Origin of the sequence: Rhodococcus sp. P14 (genome assembly GCF_000256505.1) — a bacterium.
Lineage (GTDB): Bacteria > Actinomycetota > Actinomycetes > Mycobacteriales > Mycobacteriaceae > Rhodococcus > Rhodococcus ruber.
In genome coordinates this window covers 1-22,194 of sequence record NZ_AJFC01000320.1, presented here as the reverse complement: position 1 = coordinate 22,194, position 22,194 = coordinate 1, and the positions used below count along the sequence as shown (strand labels likewise).

The following is a 22,194-nucleotide window of genomic DNA, read 5'->3' as shown; positions in this document are numbered from 1 at the left end:
AAGGCGAATGTGATGGCAAAGAGCAGCACCCTCAGCCCCGTGCCGATCCAGAACACCCCCTGCCACGACCCGCCCGAGACAGCGATCAGCGTCGCACCCGAGACGCCGGCAAGGGTGCTCCCTAACGGAAATCCCAACAACCCGAGACCGATCGCCAGGTTCCTTCGAGACGGAGGCGCAATCTCCTGGACAATCACAACGACGACCACACTGATCGTACCGACGGCGATACCGGTCACGAATCGGCCGGCGAGGAGGGTCTCGTAGTTCGGCGCATTCGCCGACACCACGAGCCCCACCGTATTCACACCCAAAGCACCGAGCAGAGTGAGCCGACGACCGACAATGTCCGCAACTCGCGCGAAGAGCATAGCGCCGACGCCCATCCCCACCAGCGCAGCACTGATCAGGTACCCCTTCTCACTGGTAGACGCAAAACCTTCCGGAAGATGCGGGAGGGCGAATCCCATGACGAATACGTCGTATCCGTCCAGCATGTTCAAGAACATGCAAAGCATGATGACTCCGAATTGAAACGGCCTGATACCGATTCTCCGATGCACACGGTCGATTGGACTCATTGAATTCTCCTGCATTCGGTGGATGGGGCGCGGCCGCGATCGGCTGGGAAAGAGATCGCGGATCGGATTTTGTGCTGCATTATGTACTCGTCGAAGACTCGAAAACCGACGCGATGGCTGTGGCTCCCCAGGGCCCTGAATCGGTAAGGCGACGGATATTCGAGCAAGGATTCCTGTCGCCCTCGAAGATCACTGCGGACACTCACGCTCATGCCACGAACCGAAATGCTGAATCCATATCTGCAATGCGTTGTGCCAATCCGAGGAAAGACTCGTCATCTCGGGCACCCACCCGTCGAAGGAAGGGCATTTACTGAATTTAGAATAAATTAGCTGCTGCGCCTGGTCAACCCCCTACGGCCAGGGTGCCGCAGTTGTCGACTTCCGCAGTTATGACCAGCAGGTTCAAGCTCTCGAGATCAGGTCGCGATGAGGGTTGGCCGCCGGTCGCCGGCAGGCCCGAGCGATGTCCGTGTGCCCAGCCCGATGACGCAGACTTCCAACCGCGCTCCGCAGCGCCGCCATCACTGCAGACCATGACCGGTGCGGACCGTGGACCGGTCCCTATCGGACCTCACATCACGCATGTAATGGAGCTTGTACTGAGTGTGCCAATGCCCGCGGATCCACGATGCCAGCAGCTTCGGAGGTGCCTGCTGACACGGCAGTGAACAGATCGCGTACACCTCGACCTTTCACACGTCGGCACCGCGTACGCGCTGTCGTCGAGCGATCTGAATTTCCTGCTGCGTATGGAAACCGCGAACCCGGGGCAAGGTGACGATCTTGCAGATGCGGTTCTCCTCCCGGCCGTGACCGCGCTCGACCGAATCCGACCACACCACGGGCACCTGCTCGCACGGCCGGTCCCGGTGACGTCAGCGACATCGCCGAAGCTGTGCGATTTCCCGCTCGCACCGAACGCAGGGTGGATTACCGCCCAGACTCCTGCTGTCGACGGCGGCTACAGCGTGTGCGGTCTGAGCACCGGAGCTGGCCCCCCCTGGGTTCCGAGCAACGGGTCCCAGGGGGATTTGCCTTCAGCGAATTTCGGGAAGACGACGCGTTTTTCCTGATCGATCGTCCTCAGATCGCGAGTCCCGTCCCGGTAGCGTGCGCTCCGGTCGTCACAGTGTGACGACGACCTTGCCGATGGTGTTTCGACCCGCAAGCCGTGCCCAGGCGGACTGGACGTCGGCGAATCCGACAGTCTCCTTGATTACCGGACGAAACGCGCCGCTCTGGTAGAGCGAGAACACCTCACGATGTAGTGACCGGAATACCTCGGGATCCCTGAATCTATATTGGTCACGATTCACACCGATGACTGAGAAGTTCTTCAGGAGTAGCTGATTCGACTTCATCGAACCGATCGAGTCGCTCGCGAATCCGACGACGAGTAGTCGGCCCTCCCAGGCAACAGCCTTCCGAGAGCGTTCGAAGACCTCACCTCCGACCGGGTCGATGATGACGTCGGCGCCCACGCCGGCGGTCCGTTCCCGGACGAAATCGACAAAGTCCTCCGATCGATAGTCGACGGCCTCTGCTCCGAGACTCTCGCAGAAGGCGACCTTCTCTCCTCCACCTGCCGTCGCAAGGACTCGCGCGCCCATGTGCAGTCCAAGCTGGATCGCAGCTGTTCCCACTCCGCCCGCGCCCCCGTGAACCAGTAACGTCTCACCACTACGCAATCGGCCTCGGCGCTCGATCGCCAGCAGTGCGGTGACGTAGGTGATGCTCATCGCTGCCGCGTCGGTGAAGCTCATTGCATCCGGGATTTCGTAGACCGCCGCGGCGTCGATGGGAACATACTCGGCAAGTCCACCGCGAGGACCATGCGGCAGGTCAGGGACGCATAGAACGCGCGCCCCGACCGGGAGGTCGACGTCGTCGGCGACGGCGACCACCTCGCCGGCGAACTCGAACCCCGGTATGTAGCTCGTGCCGGGGTGATTCTGGTAGCGGCCCTGCATGAGCAGGAGGTCCGGCAGATTCAGGCCGACAGCGCGAACCTTGACCATCACCTGCCCCGCCGAAAGGATCGGATGCGGAAGGTCCACGATCCGTGCCACGTCAACGGGATCGCCGATGGCGGACACTTGCCAGGCACGCATGCTCACGTCCTCCTTGTTGCCACCCGGCCGACCGGGCACCTGTGCGTGGCTCCCAGGTCGAGCACGCTCAACCACCGACCCGGCGAATCGAATCGGTCCAAAATTCCGCGCGGATCGTTTTCTTGAGAATCTTTCCTGTCGGCCCCTTCGGCAGATCACCCACAACCTCGACTCGACGCGGGAGTTTGTACCCGGCCAGCGTGGAGCGGCAGTGGTCCCGAATCTGCTCGAGGGTGTAGGAGACTCCCTCTTCGAGCGACAACACCGCTACGATTTGCTCGCCCCATTTCTCGTCGGGTGCACCGACGACAGCGACCTCTCTGACCCCGGGGACCGTGCTGATCGCGGTCTCGACCTCTCGCGGATACACATTGAATCCACCCGAGACGATCATGTCCTTCTTGCGATCGACGATGAAGAGGAAGTCGTCCTCGTCCAGCAAGCCGACATCGCCGGTGCGAACGAACCCTTGGTCGTCGAACAACTCAGCCGTCGCTTCGGGGTTGTTCCAGTATCCTTGACACGCCGTCGGAGTCTTGACGGTGATCTCGCCCGGTTCGCCGACTCCGACCCGCCGATTCTGTGAGTCGCGAATCTCGATCTCGACGCCGGGAGCAGCCCTGCCCGCCGAGGCGAACCGGGGGATTCCGACGCTGTTCGTCACGGGGATGTGATCGGCTGGGAACAACGCGGTGAGCGGCATCGGTGCCTCGCTCGCACCGAACAGCTGTACCAGAGCATTCCCGAAGAACTCCTTGGCTGTGGACAGCCGGTCCGGGGCGATCGCGCTACCGGCATAGGGGACCAAGCGGATGTTGTCGATGTTCCGCGGTACCGACTTCAGATAGTCGGTAAGCATGTTCAGTTGCGTCGGCACGACCGGCAACACCGTAGCCCCGATCTCCTCGGCGACGTCGAAGACGCCTTCCGGGCTGAACTTCGCCAGCATCCGATTACGGCCACCGGCCGACGTCAGCGCCCACCCCGCAGCTCCACTGACATGTGCAAGAGGCGCGGTGTGGATCGCTGTATCGGTTTCGTCGACCGACGTCATCGCCCAGCGGATGCCGGTGATCATTGCCGTCACCGAGGCGTGGGGGTGTATTACGCCCTTGGGTAATCCGGTGGAACCGGAGGTGTAGATGAACCAGACCTTGTCGTCCGGTGCGGGCGCGGGAAAGGACTTCGCGTCGGGGACATCCTCGAGGACCGCCTCGAGGGGAACTGCGTTGGGCAGCTCGACCTGGGCGCCCGGATCGGTCGATCCGATGACGACGACGTGGCCTTCGAAGTCGGCCAGGAATTCCGCACCTTCCTGCGCCAACCAGGATGCTTCGATCACAACACACGAGGGAGTGCAGTCGGCGATGATTCCGGCTACCTCGACCGGGTGGAGGCGAGGCGCCAAGGCTACGCGGATGAACCCACCCAGCACCACGGCGTGCTCCACCTGCGAATACTCGACGCGATTGTTGGTCACGAGCACCACCCGGTCACCGCGGGCGACTCCGTGATCGGTCAACCATGTCGCGATCCGAAGCGCAGAGTCCCGGAGTTCGCCATAGGTCAGCGAGAGGCATCCGTCGTCTACGGCGATCCGATCCGCGTACGTTCGATACGAGCATTCGAGCAGGTCATAGAGGGTAGGCCCACCAGAATTCCCGGGTTCTTCCACTTCATGCACGTTCGACACCTCCGGCAAGCGGTAGTTTTTATTCTAGATTAGACTACATGAATCGACCGTCCGCGTCGATAGTCGTCCATCAGCCTCGACCGCGGTCGAGGCAAGCGACTGAGACCGAGGCGGATTCGCTGGCAATTGGTCGTCGCACGTGCCATCAGGCGCTAACCCTGGGACAGATCTCATGCATCGTTCCCGCTTCCCGCGCGTGAATGGCCATCATGAGCAGTAGCCCTCAACCGCCGTCGCGAGGCTCGGGGTGATCCCCGCCGCCGGCGCCGTGGTGGGTTGTCGACGATGCGGGCCTGAAACAGCATCTGCCGCAGACCCGCGATCCGGTTGCGGTAAGGCCCGGCGCGACGACGGCGGAATCGGGCGGAATAGATTGTGTGGCAGCCAAGGCGGCGTCGAAGTCGTCGACGGTGCCGCGCCCAGGGCCGGTCCGGCGGTCCGGACGGCTGCGAACCCGCCGGGGTCGCGATTCTCGACGGCCCGGCCGAGACCGGTGAGGTTCTTCACGGCGGCGAACTCGAGATCCAGTCGCGCCTCATCGCCACCGATGAGGTGACACAGCAGTGGCCACGCCCCGGTGCTGCGCAGTTCGGTGAGCTGGTCCCCTGCCGGCCGAGTCATCCAGTCCCGCAGGTCCAGGTGCTCGGCCAGAAACGCACCCGCGACGCGGGCGCGACCGCGGACGGCTCGTCCACTCAGTCCGAGGGTGGCGACGTGGTCGAGATGGCCGGCCAGCACCGTGTCCGGTGCCGCCGCAGTCGTCGTTGCGGTGCTCATCGCCGTGCCCCGGCAAGGCTCGCCCGGGTCGCGCTGTACTCGGCGGCGAGCTGGCCGGCCGACTGGTGCACGTATCCGGCGATGGTTTCCAAGGACACGTGCCCCATGAGTTCCCGCAATGCCATCAGATCGATTCCGGCAGAGCGGCCTTTGCCGAGCACCCGCACCCGACGTCGACCGAAATCCACCTCCGCCAATCGCAGGGATCGCACCTCGGCGCTGCGCAGACCCCCGAACATCGTCGCCCACACCATCGCCCGATCCCGATGGGTGCGCAACGACGCCACGAACTGCTCCACCGCGTCGGCGTCGAGGGATTCGGGCAGCAACCGCGGTTGGCGCACCAGCCGGCGCGGGGCCGCCTCGGTCCGAGATGCCCGAGCAGTCCCCGCGCCTGCGGTCGCAGGCCCTGCCCGCGCCGCGGGGAGGGCACCGGATTGTCGGCGCGCATCCCGGTCATCACCAGGTACTCGAACAACGCCTGTACCGCCGCGACCCGCCGATTGATCGTCGACGCCGCCGTGCTCCGCGGCCCCTTGTCGTCGCCACACCCGTCGGAGTTCGCGGCGCACGTCCTGCCAGTCGATCCACTCGAACACCGACACCGGCGTCACTGTCGCCAATCGGAGATCACGGTCGAGCAGGAACCGGATCAAGTCCACGAACCAGAGGCTCCATGTGATCCTCTGTTCTGCCACGCTCGACGTGCCTCGCCCGCTTGCCCAGCACCGGGGCCGATTGCTGCAGGCGGCCCGTCTCGAACGCGGTACCCGTCGCGGTTCCCGCGCCCTCACCGTCTTCGGTCACGCCGTGCTGACGCTGCGCTGATGCCGGCAGGACACCCGGGTGACCACCCCGGCCCGCGACGCCGGCATCGGCATTTCCCCGTGCTACCGGTACCTGCACGAAGCCATCGAGGTGCTCGCCGCCGAAGCACCGGAACTGTTCGAGGTCCGCAAACAACGCCTGGGCCGCGGCGACACTCACATCGTCGTCGACAGCGCGCTCATCCCCACCGACCGGGCCACCGAGACCACCCCCGGCACAGTCATTCGTGGTGGACCAATACTCCGTGTTGGGGGTTGGGCTCTGCGGGCTTGTGTCGGTGGGTCGACGAACGGCGGCTACTGTTGTGTGGTCGATTTCGTGACGACGAAGTCGTCGAGGTCGGGTTCTTTTGTCATCGACCAGAAGTCGACGCCTCGGAACGGTATGGTTGTCACGATGCGGCCGGCGCGATTTCGGTACCAGTTGTTCATTCCGGGATGGGTCCAGATCAGGGCTGCGTTCTCGGCGTCGACTTTTTCGTTGTAGGCCTTCATGACGTCTTCTCGGACTTCGACCGATGTGATGTCGTTTTCGGCCATGCGGATCAGGATCTGTGCGATGTAGGCGATCGAGCACTCGTTGATGTAGATCGCGCTGCCGCCGTGTCCGAGGGCGGTGTTGGGGCCGCTGACGAGGAAGAAGTTGGGGAAGTTCGGAACCGTCGACCCGAGGTAGGCGAAGGCGTCGTCGTTGCCCCACAGATCGCGCAGTGAGCCTCCGGACCTGCCGCGTATGTCCATGGGAGCGAGCATTGCGCTGGTCTGGAAGCCGGTTGCCAGCACCACGACGTCCGCGCGGTGTCTGCTGCCGTCCGCGAGGATCACGTGTTCCTCGTCGAAGCCGGAGACTGCGCCGGTGACGAGCTCTACGTCGTCTCGTTTGACTGTCTGGATCCAGTCGTTGTCCATCAGGATCCGCTTGCCGTAGGGCGGGTAGGTCGGCAGGACCTTCTCGCGCAGGTCCGTCCGGTCGCCGAGTTCGTCGTCGATGTGTTTGGTGAAGAAGATGCGGTGCTTGTCGTTGATCGCGTTGATCGACCGGTCCTGATGCGGCCAGGTGGGGTCCCGGCGGAGAGTGCTGAGCAGCTTGTCCTGGAATTGCCAGATCAGGCGCAGTCGGTAGAAGGCGGCGTAGTAGGGGGCTTGCTTCATCAGCAGCCGGACGCCGTCCGGGACCGTTCGTGAGTAGTTGGGGTTCGGGGCCACCCATTGCGGTGACCGCTGGAAGACCAGCACCTTGTCCGCTGTGCCCGCTAGGGCGGGCGTCAGCTGTTGCGAGGTGGCACCGGTGCCGATGATCGCAACCGTCTTGCCGGTGACGTCGACCGAGTGGTCCCACTCCGAGGAGTGGAACATCGCTCCGCGGAAGGAGTCCATTCCGGAGAAGTTCGGAATCGACTTGCGATTGAGGATACCGACGCAGCTGATGATGGCATTGACCTGGAGGTGGTCGGTCACGCCGTCGGTCTGGCGGAGTGCGACATGCCAGCGTTGTTCCGATTCGTTCCACTCGGCGCGGGTCACCTCGGTGTTGAAACGGACCTTAGGGGTGATTCCCAGCCCGGCGGCGGTGTCTTGGATGTACGAGAGGATCTCCGGCTGCTTGGCGTAGTAGCGGTCCCAGCCTCGTTTCGGCGCGAACGAGAACGAGTAGAGGTCGCTGGGCGTGTCGACGCCGGCGCCCGGATAGGTGTTCTGCCACCAGACTCCGCCCGGGGCGGCGTTCTTCTCGGCGATGGTGTACTCGATGCCGAGTCGATCCAGGGTCGCTGCCGCCGCGATGCCGGAGAGGCCGGCGCCGATGATCAGAACGTGGAGGGTATCCGCCCCGGAGGGCCGCTCACCGGACCAGGCCACCTCGGATCGGGGGTGGAAGCCGGCCTCCTCGGCCATGGTCTGGCCGTACTCGGGCGGAACGTGCTCGCCGAGGGACACGCTGAGCATTTCGGTGATGCGGTTGTCCGGGGGCGGAGCCGGGAGCGGACGACGACCGTCTCGCCAGTCGCGGAGCACCTCGAAGGCCGCGGTCCGGATCTCGGTCTGTCGAGCCGAGTCGAAGCCGCCCTCGTCGTTGTCGTTGAGGGCGAAGGTGCGACTGGGGCGGTACGGCTCCTCGAGCCATTTCTGGTCACCGGTCAGGTGCGCGAGGACGAGCAGCAGGGTGGGCAGATTGCCCTCCTCGAGTGCGGCACGCAGCTGCGCATCGGTTGCGGTCATGGCGATGGACCTCGGGTCGGCCTGGGAAATCGACAAGATGCCCTCCTCGGATGAGCGACGCCCGTCGACGGTGTGGGCGCCGAGAATAGATTTTAATCTATAATAAAAAGAGGCCGTTGTCGAACCCGCGTCGTCCTCGTCGGGTCGGAGGTCGCGCCGGGGCCCGTGCACACGCGAACAGGCGGACATGCGGATTGCTCGGTAAGTTGATCTTGTTGGGGTGGCGTCAGGCCGGACCCCCGAGGGGCGCAGAGCCCCTGGTGGCACTGGATTTGCGAAGATCGGATCCGAACCTCAGGCTCCACGTGATCACCCATCTTGCTATCCTCGACGTCCCTGGCCCGCTCGCCCGGTACCTGGGCCGGCTGTTGCAAACCGCTTGCCGTGTAGGGGCACCCGCAGGGTCGGCGGGCCCGACCGCGTTCGCCCAGCCGGTGCGCGTGCTGTGCTGGTTCCGCCAGGGCATCTCGCTCCGGGCCCGCGACGCCGGCATCAGCATCGGCATCTCCACGCGCTACCGGCATATGTACGAGGGCATCGCCGCGTTCGCGGCCGAAGCACCGGAGCTGCCCGAGGTGCTCGAGCAACGCGTGGGCCGCAGCGACACTCACGTCGTCCCAGACGGCGCCGCGGCCCCGGGCTTTGCCGCCCTCGCGGGCAAGGGCCACCAGTGAGCCTGCATCGGCATCCATACCCCCGCGAAGGTCCCTGCCGACGGCAACGTCCTCGATGCCGACACAGTCTGCCGCAACACGCTGCTGTCCGGACTCCGGTGCCTCGGCGAATGTGCCGCCGCGCTCCTCACCACCCGGTGGAAGGTCCTCGACGGGATCGTGCTGTGTCCCTATCGAATCGGATCCGTTAGCAAGGCAGCGCTCGTACTCACGCAATTCGAGCATGCGGAGCCCTACTGAGAAAGGCGTTCCTTGACGGGCAGGACACGAATACTTAATATAATCTAAATTTTACTCGGTGAGCACTTCGGTTGGGTCCTCATCGTTGGCTGAGTATGTACCTGATACGGAGGAAACCATGTCACAGCACGCGACTGCACCCCGAGCGCTCGTTGCGGGCGGGTCCGGCGGAATCGGCGCCGCCACCGCCCGGGCACTCGCTGATGACGGTTGGGACGTAGTCCTTACATACCGCAACAACCGGGGCCCGGCTGAAGTCGTGGCGAAGGAGATCCGGGAAGTCGGCAGGTCTGCCGACGTGGTCCAAGTGGACCTCACCGACAGGCCGCGCGTCGCCGCAGTGGTGCGCTCGATCGGTGAACATCGACCCCTCGATGGCGTTGTCTACGCCGCTGGCCCTCACATTCCGATGAATTACGTAGTCGATACAGAGGTCGAGCGCTTCGCAACCACAGTCGATTCGGATGTTGTTGCGTGTTTCGCGCTCGTGCAGCCGGCACTGACTCAATTGCGAGAGACTTCAGGCGTGCTCCTAGCCGTATCGACGCCTGCCGTCACGCGGTACGCGAAGAAGGACTTACTGTCGGCCGCACCCAAGGCGGGGGTCGAGCAGATAGTCCGTGCGGTCGCGGCAGAGGAAGGCCGCTTCGGGGTGCGGGCGAACAGTATCGCCGTGGGCCTGCTCGAGGGGGAGGGGATGTGGAAAGAGTTGATCGATCGCGGGGACTATACGCCGGAGTTGCTCGCCGCCGCAAAGAAGAACATCCCGCTGCGGACCTTCGGGCACGTCTCGGACATCGCAGAAGCGGCGAAATTCCTCATGTCCCCTCGCGCAAAGTGGGTGACGGGGCAGACGCTGGCCGTTGATGGCGGGTACACCGTCTAATCCGAAGGGAAGGTGACCTGCGCACGGGTGTGAACGTGTGCCAGCTCCCAGCCGAGCGGAGCGGAACCGGGCGTGTCGTGGTGCGGGTCAGGCGGCCGGGGTGAGGGTGACGGAGTACCCGAGGGCTTCGAGTTGAGGAATGTGACTGTGTTTCTGTCTGTTCGGGTCTGGCGATCCGCCGATACCTGGCACCGAGAAACGTGTCGGTGCGGCCCGCAATCACGGCGGCCTCCCCGAGGACCCGGGGGTAGCGGTTGCCGTGCCCGGTCGAACCGTTGTCCTTGGACTTACCCGCGGAATAGCAGATGAATCGCCCCAGGTCTGTCGGAGGCACTCGAACCTGTGAAGGATGGAGAGCGCGGCAGCACCACGGAAGTACAGCGTTGAGCTGAAGGAACGAGCAACGAGGATGACGGTCGAGGCCCGTCAGATCCGGCGACGCGACCGGGTGTACTCGAGCGGAACGCCGATCGGTTCGGTGTGCACCCTGAGGCGCTGCGGACTTTGGGGCGAGCAGGCCGAGGTCGACGGCGGCGGCGCTCCGGCCCCACGGCCGGTGATGCCGAACGGATCGCGCAGTTGGATTGAGGGAACCGCGAGCTGTGGCGGGCGAACACGATCCTCGAGCAGACCTCGTTTTTCGCGGCGGCGGAGGTCGACCGCCGCCCAGATCGCTCCGTCCACGGTCCGAGCTCACCTGAGCCCACGGCGAACCGAATCGGCACGTGCGGTGCGTGACCGTCAGGTTCTATCCGAGAGCCGGACGGTTCATGCCGACAATCTCGGGGTGTACGGGGTCCGCAAAGTGCACGCCAGTCTGAAACGCGAGAGGATGTCGGTGGCCGAGTGCACCGTGGAACGATTGATGAAAACCGTTGGACTGTAGGGAATATAACGGTCGACAACGCGATGGCGGAGGCGTTGAACTCGTTGTTCAAGGCTGAGTGCATTCGCAATCCCGTGATGCACCCACGCGGAGGCTGGTGGGGCGTTGGAGACGTCGAGTGGACGGTCGCCGAGTGCATTGACTTGTTCGATCACCGCCGCTTACGTGGCGAGATCGACCACGTCCCGACTGCCGAGTACGAGGTCGCCTGCTGGTCGAATCACACGGCGGCCGACTACCGTGAGACACCGGTCCTCGCTGAGACCGGAACCAGATGACCGCGCCTCCGCCGAACTCGAGGCGATTCAGCCCGTAGCGCACACCGGTGAGCCTGTCGATCACGATTGCGACCCGGCCCAGGGTCCACACCCCGGTCGCGAAGCGTGCGCGGGGTCCCTGTACAGACGGAGGGCGTGAGCTACCGGGCGCCGAGAATCTCGACGAGAATGCCATTGGCCGACTTGGGGTGCACAACTGCCCGTGGAGCCGACTCGGTTCCCGCAGGGGGTAGTTCGAACGCACGAAGACCCGCATCAGTGAGGGACCGAGCGGCCTCTACCGCGTCACCCGTTCGAAAAGCCAGATGGAACACGCCCTCGCCGTGCTCTGTCAGGCGACGCGCGATTGCGCTGTTCGGGTCGTCGTGATCAATCGGCTCGATCAGTTCGATGCATGTTCCCTCTCCATACGCGGCGCCGGTGGAGAGGAAAGCGCTCCGGACACCCTCGGCCTCGACATCCATGCGCTCGACCACCGTCAAGCCGAAGACCTTGGTCCAGACCTCAATCGCTTTCTCCAGATCCTTGACCACGATGCCGACATGGCTGAAAAACTCCAACATCAATCCTCCTTGCCGGTGCTATTTAATCACAATTTGAAACTAGGAGCCACTATTGGGAACGCATGGGAACGGTGCGGTTCCCCCAGTAGGTTGATCTTGTTGGGGTGGCGTCAGGCCGGACCCCCGAGGGGCGCAGAGCCCCTGGTGGCACTGGATTTGCGAAGATCGGATCCGAACCTCAGGCTCCACGTGATCACCCATCTTGCTACCCTCGACGTCCCTGGGCCGCTCGCCCGGTACCTGTGCCGCCTGTTGCAACCCGCTTGCCGTTTAGGGGCACCCGCATGGTCGGCGGGCCCGACCGCGTTCGCCCAGCCGGTGCGCGTGCTGTGCTGGTTCCGCCAGGGCGTCCCGCTCCGGGCCTGCGACGCCGGCATCCGCATCGGCACGTGCTACCGGCATATGTACGAGGGTATCGCCGTGCTCGCCGCCCAGGTGCTGGAGCTGCGCAACGTCCTGTACGCACGCCTCGCCGCGGGCGACGCCCACGTGATCCTCGACGGGACCCTCATCTCCAGCGGCCGGGTTTCCGAGACCACCGTCGGCGCCAAAGTGTGTACTGGGGTAACGACGGGCCGTGGCAGTGCGGCAATCGCCGTGGCGCGGAGTTCCTCCCCGCCTAGACAGCAGAGTGCACGGATTGACCCGCCAGGCGTACTATTCTATTCTAGAATAGAATACCTTGGGGATGATGCCCGGGTTGCGGCGCATGGACGTGCGGTCGTGCTCACTCCGCCGTGCGAGCTGCGAATGGAGTGCTCTCGCTATGCAACTTTGGGATCCGAGGTCGAGTCAGTGCCCGCGTCCGCGGACCTTTCCGCGGGCACGCCGAGCGGTAGAGATGGGATGATATGACCACAGTAACCAAGCCGGGGCCCTTGAACGGTCTGAAGGTTCTGGAGATCGGCGGAATGGGGCCGGGACCGTTCGCGGGTATGACGTTGGCAGATATGGGAGCGGAAGTTGTCCGAATCGAGCGGCCCGGCGGGCTCGGCGTGTTTCCGGGCAAGCCGACCCAGGACGTGCTGAATCGGGGTAAGCGGGCCGTATCGCTCGACCTCAAGACTCCGCAGGCCGTGGCAGCCCTGTTGGCAATGGTCGAGCGAGCGGACCTTCTCATCGAAGGGCATAGGCCTGGTGTCGCCGAACGTCTCGGTATCGGTCCGGCAGAATGCTGGGCGCGCAACCCGAAGCTCGTTTACGGTCGGATGACCGGATGGGGCCAGGACGGACCCCTCTCTCATACCGCGGGTCACGATGTGAGTTACATTGCGATCACGGGCGCCCTGCACGCGATAGGCGATGCCGACGGTCCCCCCCAAATCCCACTCAACATCGTGGGTGACTTCGGCGGCGGTGGGATGTATCTCGTTGCGGGTGTTCTGGCAGCGTTGCGTGAGGCCGAGCAGACCGGGCGAGGCCAAATCGTCGATGCTGCAATCGTCGACGGAGTAGCTCACCTCCTTGCTGGTACCCACGCCATGGTCAACACGGGTACCTGGGCTGACGAACGGGGCGCCAACCTGCTCGACGGTGGAGCACCCTTCTATTCGGTGTACGAGACGTCGGACGGACGCTACATGGCGGTCGGCGCGATCGAATCGAAGTTCTACACCCAACTGCTGGCGGGACTGGATGTAGATATCGATCCGACCCATCAGCATGATCGTGCACGTTGGCCTGCGACCAAGAAGCAGATTGCAGCTGCCTTCGGTACTCGCACTCGAGCCGAATGGGTTGCCCGATTCGACGGGACCGACGCTTGCGTTGCGCCGGTCGTGAGTTTGCATGAGGCTGCGGAACATCCGCACATGAAGCAGCGCGGAGCAGTTTCCGTCCAGAATGGACTGCTCCAGCCGGGGCCGGCGCCTCGATTTCCCTCACATCCTGTGGTGAGGCCCACGTCGCCGCCGACGCCCGGCCAACATACGCGGGAGGTGCTGTCCGGCTGGGGCCTGGATCCTGAGCCGCTGCTGGCTTGCGGTGCCGCGCAACAGGACGATACGGCCTGAGGTACGTGCGGCGGTCCCGCGGAGCGGAGCTCGGATCGGGACATCGGTAAGGGAGTCACGTGCAGTGGTGACTTGCGAGCGGTCGGTGGAGGAGAATGGCAGCTGTCACGAAGATGGGGCGAGGAAGATTGGTCGCATGTCGACGGGCGTGTCGGCACTCAGGCCATTCTGGATCAGCGTCTGCGCTGTGCAGACCACTGATTCGAGCGAGCCTCGTTCTGGACTCCACCATTCTGCTGCCCAGTTGAGGGCTCCCAGCAGGAGCATTCGGACTGCTCGAAGGTCGACGTCGGGGCGGATCTCGCCTGCGGCATGTGCTTCCTCGAGAAGGTTTCGCCACAGGCCGGCGTACTGTTCCTCGTCCGCACGCTGACGTTCGCGCATCGCATCAGGTAGCTGTCCTGCATTGCGGATTGCAGCGGTGGTATACACGGACAGCTCCAGGCTGAGCCGTAGGTGCGCTTCGACGGCGGCGGCTATCCGCTGCATCGGCGATGTTGTCGATGGGAGGGCTTCGAGCACAGAGCTGACATGGTCGTTCATCTGTGAGGTTCCGTGACGGACGACTGCTTCGATCAGCTTTTGCCGCGAGGGGTAGTAATAGTAGATGGCGGGAGCCTGGATGTCTGCTTCGATGGCGATATCGGTCAGGCGAGTCTTGGCGTATCCCTTGCTGCTTAGTACTTTCGCCGCTGCGTCCATTATGCGCGCCCGGGTTCGCGCGGACTTCAACACTGCCGAAGAAGGCGTTTCAGGCCCGTCCGTGCTCCTTGCCACATTGAAGAGCATAGTCCCTGCCCTCCTTCGTCTCGGAAGTCGGGGCGGTGAGGTATGGGGCTCCTTTACGAAAGTGTGGGGGCGAAACGAGTGGACGACCGTTTGGTCAGGCCGAAGCGAACGAATTGCTGGGCGTTCTCGATGATCGAATCGGCGGTGCCGCGGTCCGGGTTCCACCATTCCGGGACCCAGTTGAGTGCTCCGATGACGAGCATTCGCGCTGCGTGCGGGTCAAGACGGGGATCGAACTCGCCCGCTGCCGCTCCTTGTTCGAACAGCTCTCGCCAGATAGTGCCGTACTCACGTCGCAGCTCGAGTTGCCGCTCGCGCATATCGGCCGGAAGCTGACTCATGTTTCGGATGGACGCGGATGCGTACTTCGAGCGTGTGAGGACAACTTCGAGGTGGGCTGCCACTGCCGCGAGGATGCGGTCGACTGCTGGAGTTTCAGGGGGTAGTGGGTCGAGCGCGGCGACGACGTGATCGATGGTGAGGCGCTGGCCGACTCGGATGACCTCCTCTATTACGTCTTCGCGTGAGCGGAAGTAGTAGTAGATCGCTGGCGCTTGCAGCTCCGCGACGTCCGCGATGTCGGAAAGTCGCGTTCCGGCGTACCCGTTGCGGCTGAGTACGTCCGCGGCCGCGTTGAGTATGCGCTCGCGGGTGCGGTCCGACTTGGACAGCGTCTCGACTGTTGTGGATGCCCTGTCTGCGCTCGCCTTCGCCATTAATCTATTATAGAAAACGTTTCTGCCGACCGCCTACTTCTTGCACGAGTGATCGATCACCCACTGTACCGGATCTCCCCTAGTGGGCAGTGGCATTGATGCCGGCTGGGGACCAGGCCGGTGTCCCACCGGTCCACCTACCGCCGGGCGCCGGATCGGTCTCTCACTTCGCCTCCCCGCGGGGTTTCGTCGATACCGAGGACGGTCACCGGCCCAGGCTCGTCGTCGAGGGCGGTGTCGGCGGCGGTGACGACCTGACCGTGGACGGTGTGCCAAGCGCACCGGTACTCGGCGGCCACCGAGCGGTCGTCGTCGAGGACACCGGCGGCCGTCATCGTGTTCGCCCGCGGGGTTGCGTACCGAGACGTCACCGCAGCTGACCTCGCCGGCGACGCGGATGGCGTACGGGGCCGACTACGAGCACGTGCTCACGAGGCAGGCCCGGCGCCGGCGACTCGACACGGCGATCGAGGAGATGGCTGCGGCCAGTGAGTTCACCGGTCGTCCGCCGGATGTGTTGTCTGCGCGGGGTGAGCACCCTGACCGGTTTCGCGTGTGCTCGGCGAAGTTGTCGCACACGATCGCCATGAGGTAGCGACAGAATTCGAGGGACGTCGTGCGATTCTTCGTCGCCTTCACGTGCCCGTAGAGCCGATCCTTGCCCAGGTCGTCGGTGGCGAACAGATTCCGCACCCTACGCGGGCGGGTGTAGGTCGGCCGCCGTCGGCGCCTCGCTGCCGGCCCGGATCCTTGTGCTTGCCGCCACGCTCGGCTGATGTCGACTGACCACGCCTTGGCGACCAGATTCTCGGCGAGCTTGTTCAGGCTCCAGGTCGGCAGCGGCAGATCGTGCTCGACGGGGTGGGCTCGACGATCTTCCTGATCTCGCAGCGTTCGGGCCACCTGAACGTCCTCGGGCGGCCGCGGCGTACTTCGGATACAGCGAGTCGAAGCCGTCGGCGCCGACAGTTGTGGATCACGTCGCGCCCCCGGTCGGCACTGGTGGAGCTGACCTGGCAATCTTGGGCACCGGCATGTCCTGGGCGGAGAGCAGGATCATCTGGTCGCGCCGCCAGGCACCACCGACCCGGTACCCGCGACGGATGATCCATACCAGGCGTCTGCTCTCGTCGTCGATCTCTCGGACCCGTCAGAACGCCAGACTCCCGAGACAGGAGGTGACACGATTCGGAACAATCCGGTGGTGCTTATTTCACTGGCAAGGCGTGTGCTGTCCATGCCGTCCCGGCTTCTTCACCGTCGACGTCGCATCCGTGCGTTCACCGAGGCCGGTCTGCTGGACGGCCTCGGTGGCGCAGACCGGGCACGTCGAATCCACGTTCTGTCGCAACTGGCCGAGCACGGAGCCAGCGTGGCGACCCTGACCGAGGCGACCCGGCGAGGCCAGTTGGGGTACCTGTTGCTCGACGACGTGTTGACCCCCCGTGGCGCCACCTACACGATCGAGCAGGTCTGTGAGCGGACCGGCATTTCCCCACCGGATGTGGAGCGGTGGTTCCGGTCGATGGGCCGGGGCGTGTCGACTGAGGGATCGGCGGACTACAGCGAGGACGATCTGCGGCTGGCGCGGCTGCTGGCCGAGTATCGCGCCCTGGGGGGCGCGGACGCAGACCTGTTCGCGTTCGCCCGGATCGTGGGCCGCAACACTGCGACCCTCGCCGACGCGACCCGGTCGTTGATCCAGCGGCGACTCGACGCCGATCCCGCGCGCCCCGAGCGGGCGCTGCAGTATGCCCGCGAGGTGCGACGGTTCGCGGAGTTTCAGTCCCGGTTGCTCGGTCGCGCCGTCACCACCCGTCTTCGGCAGCATTTACGGCAGCAGATCCACGCGCAGGCGATGACCCACCATGATCCGGAGGCTCGGCAGGTCGCGGTGTGTTTCGCTGATTTGGTCGGGTTCACGAGTCTGGGGGAACAGCTGTCGCCGGCGGAACTGGGGGAGTTGACCGATCGGCTCGATGTGCTGACCACCGATGTGGTGGCCCCGCCGGTGCGCTTCGTCAAGACGGTCGGGGATGCCGTGCTGCTGCTGTCGGCGGATCCGACAGCGCTGGCCGCGGCGGTGCTGGCTCTGGTGGCGGCCGCGCGGCGGCAGGGCCTGCCACCGTTGCATGCCGGGATCGCGTGGGGCACGGCGGTGCGCAGTGCGGGTGATTGGATCGGGCGACCGCTCAATCGGGCCAGCCGGATCGCCTCGGTCGCCGGGCCGGGCGAAGTGTTGGTCGACGACGCGGCGATGCGCCGACTGGACGGCGGGGCGGTAGCGGCCGAGCCGGCGGGTACGTACGCATTGAAAGGCTTCGGGGGTGAGCAGGAGCTCTTTCGGCTCCGGGCAGTGGGAGCGCCGACGGGTGAGAGTGGGCTCGAGCCCTCCTCGTAGCGGGGTCTCAGCGAGGCTGGTGAGCATCTCGGACGCAGTACGAGCAGACTAGGTTCGTTGCCAGGTACTCGCAGTCGGCGTGGAAAGGAACTCCAACGGTTCGGAACCCGGTACGGGCAGCGCGGCGATGAAGCTGCCCCACATCGCCGCGGGCTCTGCCGGCCTACGACGTAGGTGTACCGCGGCGCTGCCTGCCCCGTGGTGGAGGCACAGCTGGACGACGAGACGGCGGATGTGCCTGACGCGCCTACCGAGGCAGGGGATCGAATGGTTGTGCTTCTCACGTTCGATGCGCTCGGAATCCTGGCCGCGCTCTTCTGTGCACACGGATCGTATCGTCGTTACGGCCACCCGGTTCGGGCGGTGACAGCATCACTCGCAGGGAAGCGATCGAATATCTCTGCAGACCAAAGTAATTCTGATCCCGGCTGTACTCGACGCGGTGCTGATCGTCGTCTTGATGATTCCGTTCCAGGCCTCGACACCGTTCGCGCTCTACCGCCCGATGCTCATCCTGCTGTTCTTCACGTTGCAGGCACCACCACGCGCCCTGCTCGGGATGCTCCCCGGCTTCGCGTGCGGCGTTGCCTGGGGGCGAAGCGTTCCTCGCCGTGAAGAAACGCCCTGCCCGAGGTACCACTCGGACTCGTGAGGGGCACCGGAGCGGCGTGTGTGCTCTTCCTCGTCCCCGCGGTGCACGCACTCGAATTGGGCCGCACCCGCTCGACATGGTCCCCGCCGTGCTGCTCGGCGTCGTCGAGACGCTGCTCGTGACGCACCTGTCGGTGCTGTTGCCCGGCGGTGCGCCCGCCGCGACCTGCCATGGCTCGTGGTGATCGTCGGCTACGGCTGCGCCATGACCCCGGTGCGCCTGCAGGACAGGATCGTCGGCGCTCTGCTCGGAACGCAGTGGCGGTCCGCGCCTACCGACGACGCACCGAGCTCGCAGGTCCCGCCGGCGCGGCCGTCGACCCGGCCGGCGCTCGACCCGCACAGAAACGAACTGCCCACCCGCCGTGCTCGGCGGGTGGGCAGTGCGGATACGAGAACCGATCGGGCCGGCCGTCCTGCGCAGCAAGTCGACGGTGGACCGACTGTCATGGAATGTGCGCAGTCCGGCCGACCCGATCGTGTGTAAGGTACCCCCGCGTCGGTGCTTTCACACCGACGCCCCGGAAATCCGTTCGGTCAGCTCCTGTTCAGCAGCTTGCGCATCGCCTCGGCCGCGCCCCGGACGAGCTTGTCGCGGGGGAACCCGCTGCGCTTGACCGCGGCGTCGTAGTTGCCGCCGGCCACCCACACCGGCCCGTCGGTGAGGTGTTGGAGGCCCTCCCGGGCCACCTCCTCCGGCTCGGCGACGAGCATGCCGGGGATGTCGAAGTTCAGCCCGGCGCGGATCATCGCCGGGGTGCGGGTCACACCGAGGACGAGTTCGACGACGTGCACCCCGTGCGGGGCGAGTTCGAGCCACAGGCTCTCGGCGAACACGCGACTGAACGCCTTGGACGCCGCGTAGATGCTCTGGTGCTCGGACCCCATGTAGCCGGCGAGCGAGCCGAGCAGCATGATGCCGCCGCGCCCGCGCTCCTTCATCTTCGACCCGAACAGGTGCGAAAGTTCCAGCTGCCGATCGATGTTGAGGGTGATCACGCCACGGAAGCCGTCGAGGTCGCCGGAGACGAACTCGTGACCGTAACTGTTGGCGCCGGCGTTGAAGATGAGCAGACCCACCTCGACGTCGGCGGTCGCCCGCCGGAGCTGCTCGACCGCGTCGTCGGCGAGCAGATCGAGCGCGAGGGTGCGCACCTCGACCCCGTTGCCGCGGACCTTCTCGGCGGTCTCCTCGAGCGGGCCGGGCTTGCGGGCGACGAGCACCAGGTTCAGCCCCGCCTTGCTGAGCTCGTCGGCGAACGCGGCACCGACGCCCTCGGAGCCGCCGGCGATGACGGCCCACGAGCCGTACTGCTTGACGTCGATCACGAAAGTTCCTTTCCGGCTGACTTACTGGATGATCGGCCCCGGGACCGGGGTGTCGTCGAGGACGGTGAGGCGGCCTTCGGTCGCGGCCCACGTGATCGTCTCGGCGAGCTTCGCGCAACCACGGCGCGGCGCCCCGGGCCGGGAGTCCTGCCCACCCTGCTCACGCATCTCCAGGCACCGAGACCGCGCCTCCTCGTTCCACTGGACGGAGGTGTGCTCCCAGCTGTTCTTGGCGACGAGAACCCGGGCGCCGCACTCAGTGCACTGCAGGGGTTGCATCGGTGGTCGCCGCCTCCTCGGCTGCCGTCTTGCGGGCGAGGTTCTCCTCGACCTCCTTCATCCACGCCGCCACGGGGCGGGTGGTGTCCATCTCGAACTCGAACCGCTCGGTCATCTCCGGCTTGACGTCGGCGGCGTCCACGTAGAACTGCTCGTACCAGCGGCGCAGCTGGTAGACCGGGCCGTCCTCGTCGCACAGCAGCGGATTCTCGATGCGCGTCTTGTTCTTCCAGATCTCGACGTCCTGCTCGAAGCCTCGGGCGATGAAGTCACCGAACTTGCGGGCCGTCTCGTCGGCCGAGTCGCCGAGGGCGTCCGACTTTTTCACGATGATCCCGTACATCAGGACGAACTTGTTCTCGGTGACGGGGTAGTGGCAGTTGAGCAGCACCGAGTCGATGTCGTAGCCCTCGTACTTGTACTGCAGGTCGTCGATCATGAACGACGGACCGAAGTACGCCGCCTCGGAGCGGCTGCCGACGAGCTTCGGCTGGCCGTCGGCGTGCGGCCGCATGTCCTCGCGCGCCTGACCGTGCATGATCTGCGTCGCGACGTGGCCCTCGAAGATGTTCTTGAAGTACGTGGGGAACGAGTAGTGCACGTAGAAGAAGTGCGCCATGTCGACGATGTTGTCGATGATCTCGCGGCAGTTGGTGTCGACCTCGGTGGTGTACCAGACCCAGTCGGTCCACTCGTCGCTCGTCGCGCCCTCGATGCGGGGGATGGTGACGTCGGCGGGCGGCGGGTTGCCCTCGGGATCGTGCCAGACGAACAGCATTCCGTCCTGGTCGAGGGTGTGCCACGCGCGGGTCTTCGCGATCGGCGGAACGCGCCGCGCGTAGGGGATCGACGTGCACCGGCCGTTGCCGCCCCAGCGCCAGTCGTGGAAGGGGCAGGCCACCGAGTCGCCCTTGATCGTGCCCTGGCTGAGGTCGCCGCCCATGTGCCGGCAGTACGCGTCGAGGATCTTCAGGTTGCCGCTGCTGTCGGCGAACACCACGAGCTTGGTGCCGAAGGCGTGGACCGAATGCGGCTTGCCGTCCTTGAAGGACTCGGACAGGCCCAGGCAGTGCCAGCCCCGGGCGAACCGGGTGGGCGCGGCACCGGCCACGATCTCGCGAACTTCGACGTCGTCGGACTTGCTGGAGCTCACTGTCGTCCGTCCTTTCGGAGGAAATGTCGTATCGGATGGAGCACCTCGGTGCTGTGCGCGGGTGGGCCGGGGGACGGCAGCCGCCTGCGACCTGTGGGATCGACGCTAGGTGAGGCCGGTCACCGGGGGTGCGGCGATCCCACTGTCCGGGACACGTTCCGGCGGGCCGCGGCGACGGCGCCGCACGATGGGGGAGCCCGTACCCGCCCCGGTCACGAAGGAGTGACGCCGATGCCCGACGACGTGCTGACGAAGGTGCGCGAACTGCTGCCGTCCATCGCGGAGCGCGCGCAGACGGTCGACGACTCGCGCCGGGTGCCGGACCAGACCGTGCAGGACCTGGCCGCGGCGGGGGTGTTCCGGATGCTGCAGCCCGCCCGGTACGGCGGTCTCGAATGCGACCCCGTGCGCTTCTACGAGGTGGTGCGGGAGATCTCGGGGGCCTGCGGGTCGACGGGCTGGGTGACGTCGATCCTCGGGGTCCACTCCTGGCACCTGGGCCTGTTCGACCCGCAGGCCCAGGACGACGTGTGGGGGCAGGACGATTCGACGCTGCTGTCCTCGTCGTACGCGCCGGTCGGCGAACTCGTCCCGGTCGACGGCGGTTTCCGGCTGTCGGGCAACTGGCGGTTCTCGTCCGGGTGCGAGCATGCGACCTGGGCGTTGCTCGGGGCACTCGTCGTCGGTGCCGAGGGCCGGCCGGTGGACTTCATGACCGTCCTGGTGCCGCGCAGCGACTACCGGATCCTGGACGTGTGGGACGTCGTGGGCATGCGCGGAACCGCCAGCAACGAGATCTCCGTCGACAAGGCGTTCGTGCCGCACCACCGCACGGTGCGCAACTACGACCTGGCGCAGCTGCGTGCCCCCGGCCACGCGGTGAACCCGGGACCGTTGTTCCGGCTGCCGTTCGCCGCGATCTTCACCACCGCCGTCGCCGCGCCGGTGATCGGAACGGTCGCCGGGTGCTACGAGCAGTATCTGGGCGCGATGCGGAACCGGGTGCGGTTGAGCCTGGGCGGGGGCCGGTTCGCCGAGGACCAGTTCGCGCAGGTCGCCGTCGCCCGGGCCGCCTCGGAGATCGACGCGGCGATCCTCCAGACGGACCGCAACATCCGGGAGTTGTAC

Annotated in this window: 21 protein-coding genes and 2 pseudogenes; 9 read left to right on the top strand and 14 right to left on the bottom strand. The window is 65.4% G+C overall.

The window, feature by feature from the left end; genetic code table 11:
* The 5 genes from OEY_RS0122940 to OEY_RS31270 form a co-directional block, all read right to left on the bottom strand.
* Positions 1 to 509 (bottom strand): MFS transporter (locus OEY_RS0122940; protein WP_029540180.1); only part of this gene is annotated, 509 nt, incomplete at its 3' end.
* Positions 510 to 1,708: 1,199 nt separating this feature from the next.
* Positions 1,709 to 2,695: an NADPH:quinone oxidoreductase family protein gene (locus tag OEY_RS0122935; protein WP_029540179.1), complete on the bottom strand. Its 987-nt coding sequence runs from the start codon at positions 2,693 to 2,695 to the stop codon at positions 1,709 to 1,711.
* Between the two features lie 67 nt (positions 2,696 to 2,762).
* Entirely contained in the window at positions 2,763 to 4,379 is a 1,617-nt protein-coding gene (locus OEY_RS28905) for a class I adenylate-forming enzyme family protein (RefSeq protein ID WP_192811085.1), read from the bottom strand.
* A 216-nt stretch (positions 4,380 to 4,595) separates the two neighbouring features.
* On the bottom strand, positions 4,596 to 5,165 hold the full coding sequence (locus OEY_RS30005) for a hypothetical protein (RefSeq protein ID WP_237713782.1): 570 nt from the start codon (positions 5,163 to 5,165) through the stop codon (positions 4,596 to 4,598).
* Entirely contained in the window at positions 5,162 to 5,509 is a 348-nt protein-coding gene (locus OEY_RS31270; RefSeq protein WP_029540178.1) for a tyrosine-type recombinase/integrase, read from the bottom strand. The genes OEY_RS30005 and OEY_RS31270 overlap by 4 nt, the downstream gene beginning before the upstream one ends.
* A 361-nt stretch (positions 5,510 to 5,870) precedes the next feature.
* Here OEY_RS31270 and OEY_RS31420 point away from each other — a divergent pair, with 361 nt between their 5' ends.
* Positions 5,871 to 5,993 carry a hypothetical protein gene (locus tag OEY_RS31420; RefSeq protein WP_272942272.1) on the top strand — a complete coding sequence of 41 codons (123 nt, stop codon included), beginning with the start codon at positions 5,871 to 5,873 and terminating at the stop codon, positions 5,991 to 5,993.
* A gap of 296 nt (positions 5,994 to 6,289) precedes the next feature.
* Here OEY_RS31420 and OEY_RS0122915 read toward each other — a convergent pair whose 3' ends face one another.
* On the bottom strand, positions 6,290 to 8,209 hold the full coding sequence (locus tag OEY_RS0122915; RefSeq protein ID WP_010596098.1) for a flavin-containing monooxygenase: 1,920 nt from the start codon (positions 8,207 to 8,209) through the stop codon (positions 6,290 to 6,292).
* A 260-nt stretch (positions 8,210 to 8,469) separates the two neighbouring features.
* Here OEY_RS0122915 and OEY_RS31265 point away from each other — a divergent pair, with 260 nt between their 5' ends.
* Both OEY_RS31265 and OEY_RS0122905 read left to right on the top strand, forming a co-directional pair.
* Positions 8,470 to 8,883, top strand: coding sequence for a hypothetical protein (locus OEY_RS31265; protein ID WP_237713780.1), 414 nt, complete (start codon positions 8,470 to 8,472; stop codon positions 8,881 to 8,883).
* A 358-nt stretch (positions 8,884 to 9,241) separates the two neighbouring features.
* On the top strand, positions 9,242 to 10,009 hold the full coding sequence (locus OEY_RS0122905; protein WP_029540176.1) for an SDR family NAD(P)-dependent oxidoreductase: 768 nt from the start codon (positions 9,242 to 9,244) through the stop codon (positions 10,007 to 10,009).
* Between the two features lie 426 nt (positions 10,010 to 10,435).
* Here OEY_RS0122905 and OEY_RS30620 read toward each other — a convergent pair whose 3' ends face one another.
* Positions 10,436 to 10,693 (bottom strand): hypothetical protein, encoded by a 258-nt coding sequence (locus OEY_RS30620; RefSeq protein ID WP_010596095.1) that lies wholly within the window; start codon positions 10,691 to 10,693, stop codon positions 10,436 to 10,438.
* A 46-nt stretch (positions 10,694 to 10,739) separates the two neighbouring features.
* Between OEY_RS30620 and OEY_RS31525 the strand changes: the two genes are divergently transcribed.
* Positions 10,740 to 10,895, top strand: coding sequence for an IS3 family transposase (locus OEY_RS31525; protein ID WP_157180009.1), 156 nt, complete (start codon positions 10,740 to 10,742; stop codon positions 10,893 to 10,895).
* A 418-nt stretch (positions 10,896 to 11,313) separates the two neighbouring features.
* On the opposite strand, the gene OEY_RS28890 is transcribed toward OEY_RS31525, so the two are convergent.
* Complete coding sequence (locus OEY_RS28890; protein ID WP_010596093.1) at positions 11,314 to 11,736, bottom strand: VOC family protein; 423 nt, start codon at positions 11,734 to 11,736, stop codon at positions 11,314 to 11,316.
* A gap of 851 nt (positions 11,737 to 12,587) precedes the next feature.
* On the opposite strand from OEY_RS28890, the gene OEY_RS29980 reads away from it, so the two are divergent.
* Positions 12,588 to 13,748 carry a CaiB/BaiF CoA transferase family protein gene (locus tag OEY_RS29980; RefSeq protein WP_010596091.1) on the top strand — a complete coding sequence of 387 codons (1,161 nt, stop codon included), beginning with the start codon at positions 12,588 to 12,590 and terminating at the stop codon, positions 13,746 to 13,748.
* Between the two features lie 105 nt (positions 13,749 to 13,853).
* On the opposite strand, the gene OEY_RS29975 is transcribed toward OEY_RS29980, so the two are convergent.
* The 3 genes and pseudogenes from OEY_RS29975 to OEY_RS0122870 form a co-directional block, all read right to left on the bottom strand.
* Positions 13,854 to 14,537 carry a TetR/AcrR family transcriptional regulator gene (locus OEY_RS29975; RefSeq protein WP_099528057.1) on the bottom strand — a complete coding sequence of 228 codons (684 nt, stop codon included), beginning with the start codon at positions 14,535 to 14,537 and terminating at the stop codon, positions 13,854 to 13,856.
* 53 nt (positions 14,538 to 14,590) lie between these two features.
* Positions 14,591 to 15,253, bottom strand: coding sequence for a TetR/AcrR family transcriptional regulator (locus OEY_RS0122875; RefSeq protein WP_010596089.1), 663 nt, complete (start codon positions 15,251 to 15,253; stop codon positions 14,591 to 14,593).
* Between the two features lie 140 nt (positions 15,254 to 15,393).
* Positions 15,394 to 15,606: pseudogene (locus OEY_RS0122870) on the bottom strand (ISL3 family transposase); the annotation flags it as partial.
* On the opposite strand from OEY_RS0122870, the pseudogene OEY_RS31260 reads away from it, so the two are divergent.
* From OEY_RS31260 to OEY_RS30610, 3 genes and pseudogenes are all read left to right on the top strand, one after another.
* Positions 15,606 to 15,813, top strand: a pseudogene (locus tag OEY_RS31260) (IS110 family transposase); the annotation flags it as partial. The pseudogenes OEY_RS0122870 and OEY_RS31260 overlap by 1 nt on opposite strands.
* Positions 15,814 to 16,490: 677 nt before the next feature.
* Positions 16,491 to 17,654 (top strand): adenylate/guanylate cyclase domain-containing protein, encoded by a 1,164-nt coding sequence (locus OEY_RS0122860; RefSeq protein WP_051009404.1) that lies wholly within the window; start codon positions 16,491 to 16,493, stop codon positions 17,652 to 17,654.
* 442 nt (positions 17,655 to 18,096) lie between these two features.
* Positions 18,097 to 18,306: a hypothetical protein gene (locus OEY_RS30610; protein WP_010596085.1), complete on the top strand. Its 210-nt coding sequence runs from the start codon at positions 18,097 to 18,099 to the stop codon at positions 18,304 to 18,306.
* A 536-nt stretch (positions 18,307 to 18,842) separates the two neighbouring features.
* On the opposite strand, the gene OEY_RS0122845 is transcribed toward OEY_RS30610, so the two are convergent.
* The 3 genes from OEY_RS0122845 to OEY_RS0122835 are packed head-to-tail and all read right to left on the bottom strand — an operon-like array spanning position 18,843 to position 21,066.
* A complete protein-coding gene (locus OEY_RS0122845) occupies positions 18,843 to 19,634 on the bottom strand; it encodes an SDR family NAD(P)-dependent oxidoreductase (protein ID WP_010596084.1) in 792 nt (263 codons plus the stop codon).
* 21 nt (positions 19,635 to 19,655) lie between these two features.
* Positions 19,656 to 19,913, bottom strand: coding sequence for a hypothetical protein (locus tag OEY_RS0122840; protein WP_010596083.1), 258 nt, complete (start codon positions 19,911 to 19,913; stop codon positions 19,656 to 19,658).
* The gene (locus tag OEY_RS0122835; RefSeq protein ID WP_010596082.1) at positions 19,891 to 21,066 is read right to left on the bottom strand and encodes a Rieske 2Fe-2S domain-containing protein; all 1,176 of its coding nucleotides are present in this window, start codon (positions 21,064 to 21,066) and stop codon (positions 19,891 to 19,893) included. Before OEY_RS0122835 ends, OEY_RS0122840 begins: the two co-directional genes overlap by 23 nt.
* Before the next feature lie 231 nt (positions 21,067 to 21,297).
* On the opposite strand from OEY_RS0122835, the gene hsaA reads away from it, so the two are divergent.
* Positions 21,298 to 22,194: 3-hydroxy-9,10-secoandrosta-1,3,5(10)-triene-9,17-dione monooxygenase oxygenase subunit (gene hsaA / locus OEY_RS0122830; RefSeq protein WP_010596081.1), on the top strand; the 897-nt coding region annotated here is incomplete at its 3' end.

What these genes read in the sequence shown, in the direction of transcription:
- OEY_RS0122935 (WP_029540179.1), bottom strand. Translation starts at nt 2,695, where the DNA reads ATGCGTGCCTGGCAAGTGTCCGCCATCGGCGATCCCGTTGACGTGGCA.
- OEY_RS30005 (WP_237713782.1), bottom strand. Translation starts at nt 5,165, where the DNA reads ATGAGCACCGCAACGACGACTGCGGCGGCACCGGACACGGTGCTGGCC.
- OEY_RS0122915 (WP_010596098.1), bottom strand. Translation starts at nt 8,209, where the DNA reads ATGACCGCAACCGATGCGCAGCTGCGTGCCGCACTCGAGGAGGGCAAT.
- OEY_RS0122905 (WP_029540176.1), top strand. Translation starts at nt 9,242, where the DNA reads ATGTCACAGCACGCGACTGCACCCCGAGCGCTCGTTGCGGGCGGGTCC.
- OEY_RS28890 (WP_010596093.1), bottom strand. Translation starts at nt 11,736, where the DNA reads ATGTTGGAGTTTTTCAGCCATGTCGGCATCGTGGTCAAGGATCTGGAG.
- OEY_RS29980 (WP_010596091.1), top strand. Translation starts at nt 12,588, where the DNA reads ATGACCACAGTAACCAAGCCGGGGCCCTTGAACGGTCTGAAGGTTCTG.
- OEY_RS29975 (WP_099528057.1), bottom strand. Translation starts at nt 14,537, where the DNA reads ATGCTCTTCAATGTGGCAAGGAGCACGGACGGGCCTGAAACGCCTTCT.
- OEY_RS0122875 (WP_010596089.1), bottom strand. Translation starts at nt 15,253, where the DNA reads ATGGCGAAGGCGAGCGCAGACAGGGCATCCACAACAGTCGAGACGCTG.
- OEY_RS0122860 (WP_051009404.1), top strand. Translation starts at nt 16,491, where the DNA reads ATGCCGTCCCGGCTTCTTCACCGTCGACGTCGCATCCGTGCGTTCACC.
- OEY_RS0122840 (WP_010596083.1), bottom strand. Translation starts at nt 19,913, where the DNA reads ATGCAACCCCTGCAGTGCACTGAGTGCGGCGCCCGGGTTCTCGTCGCC.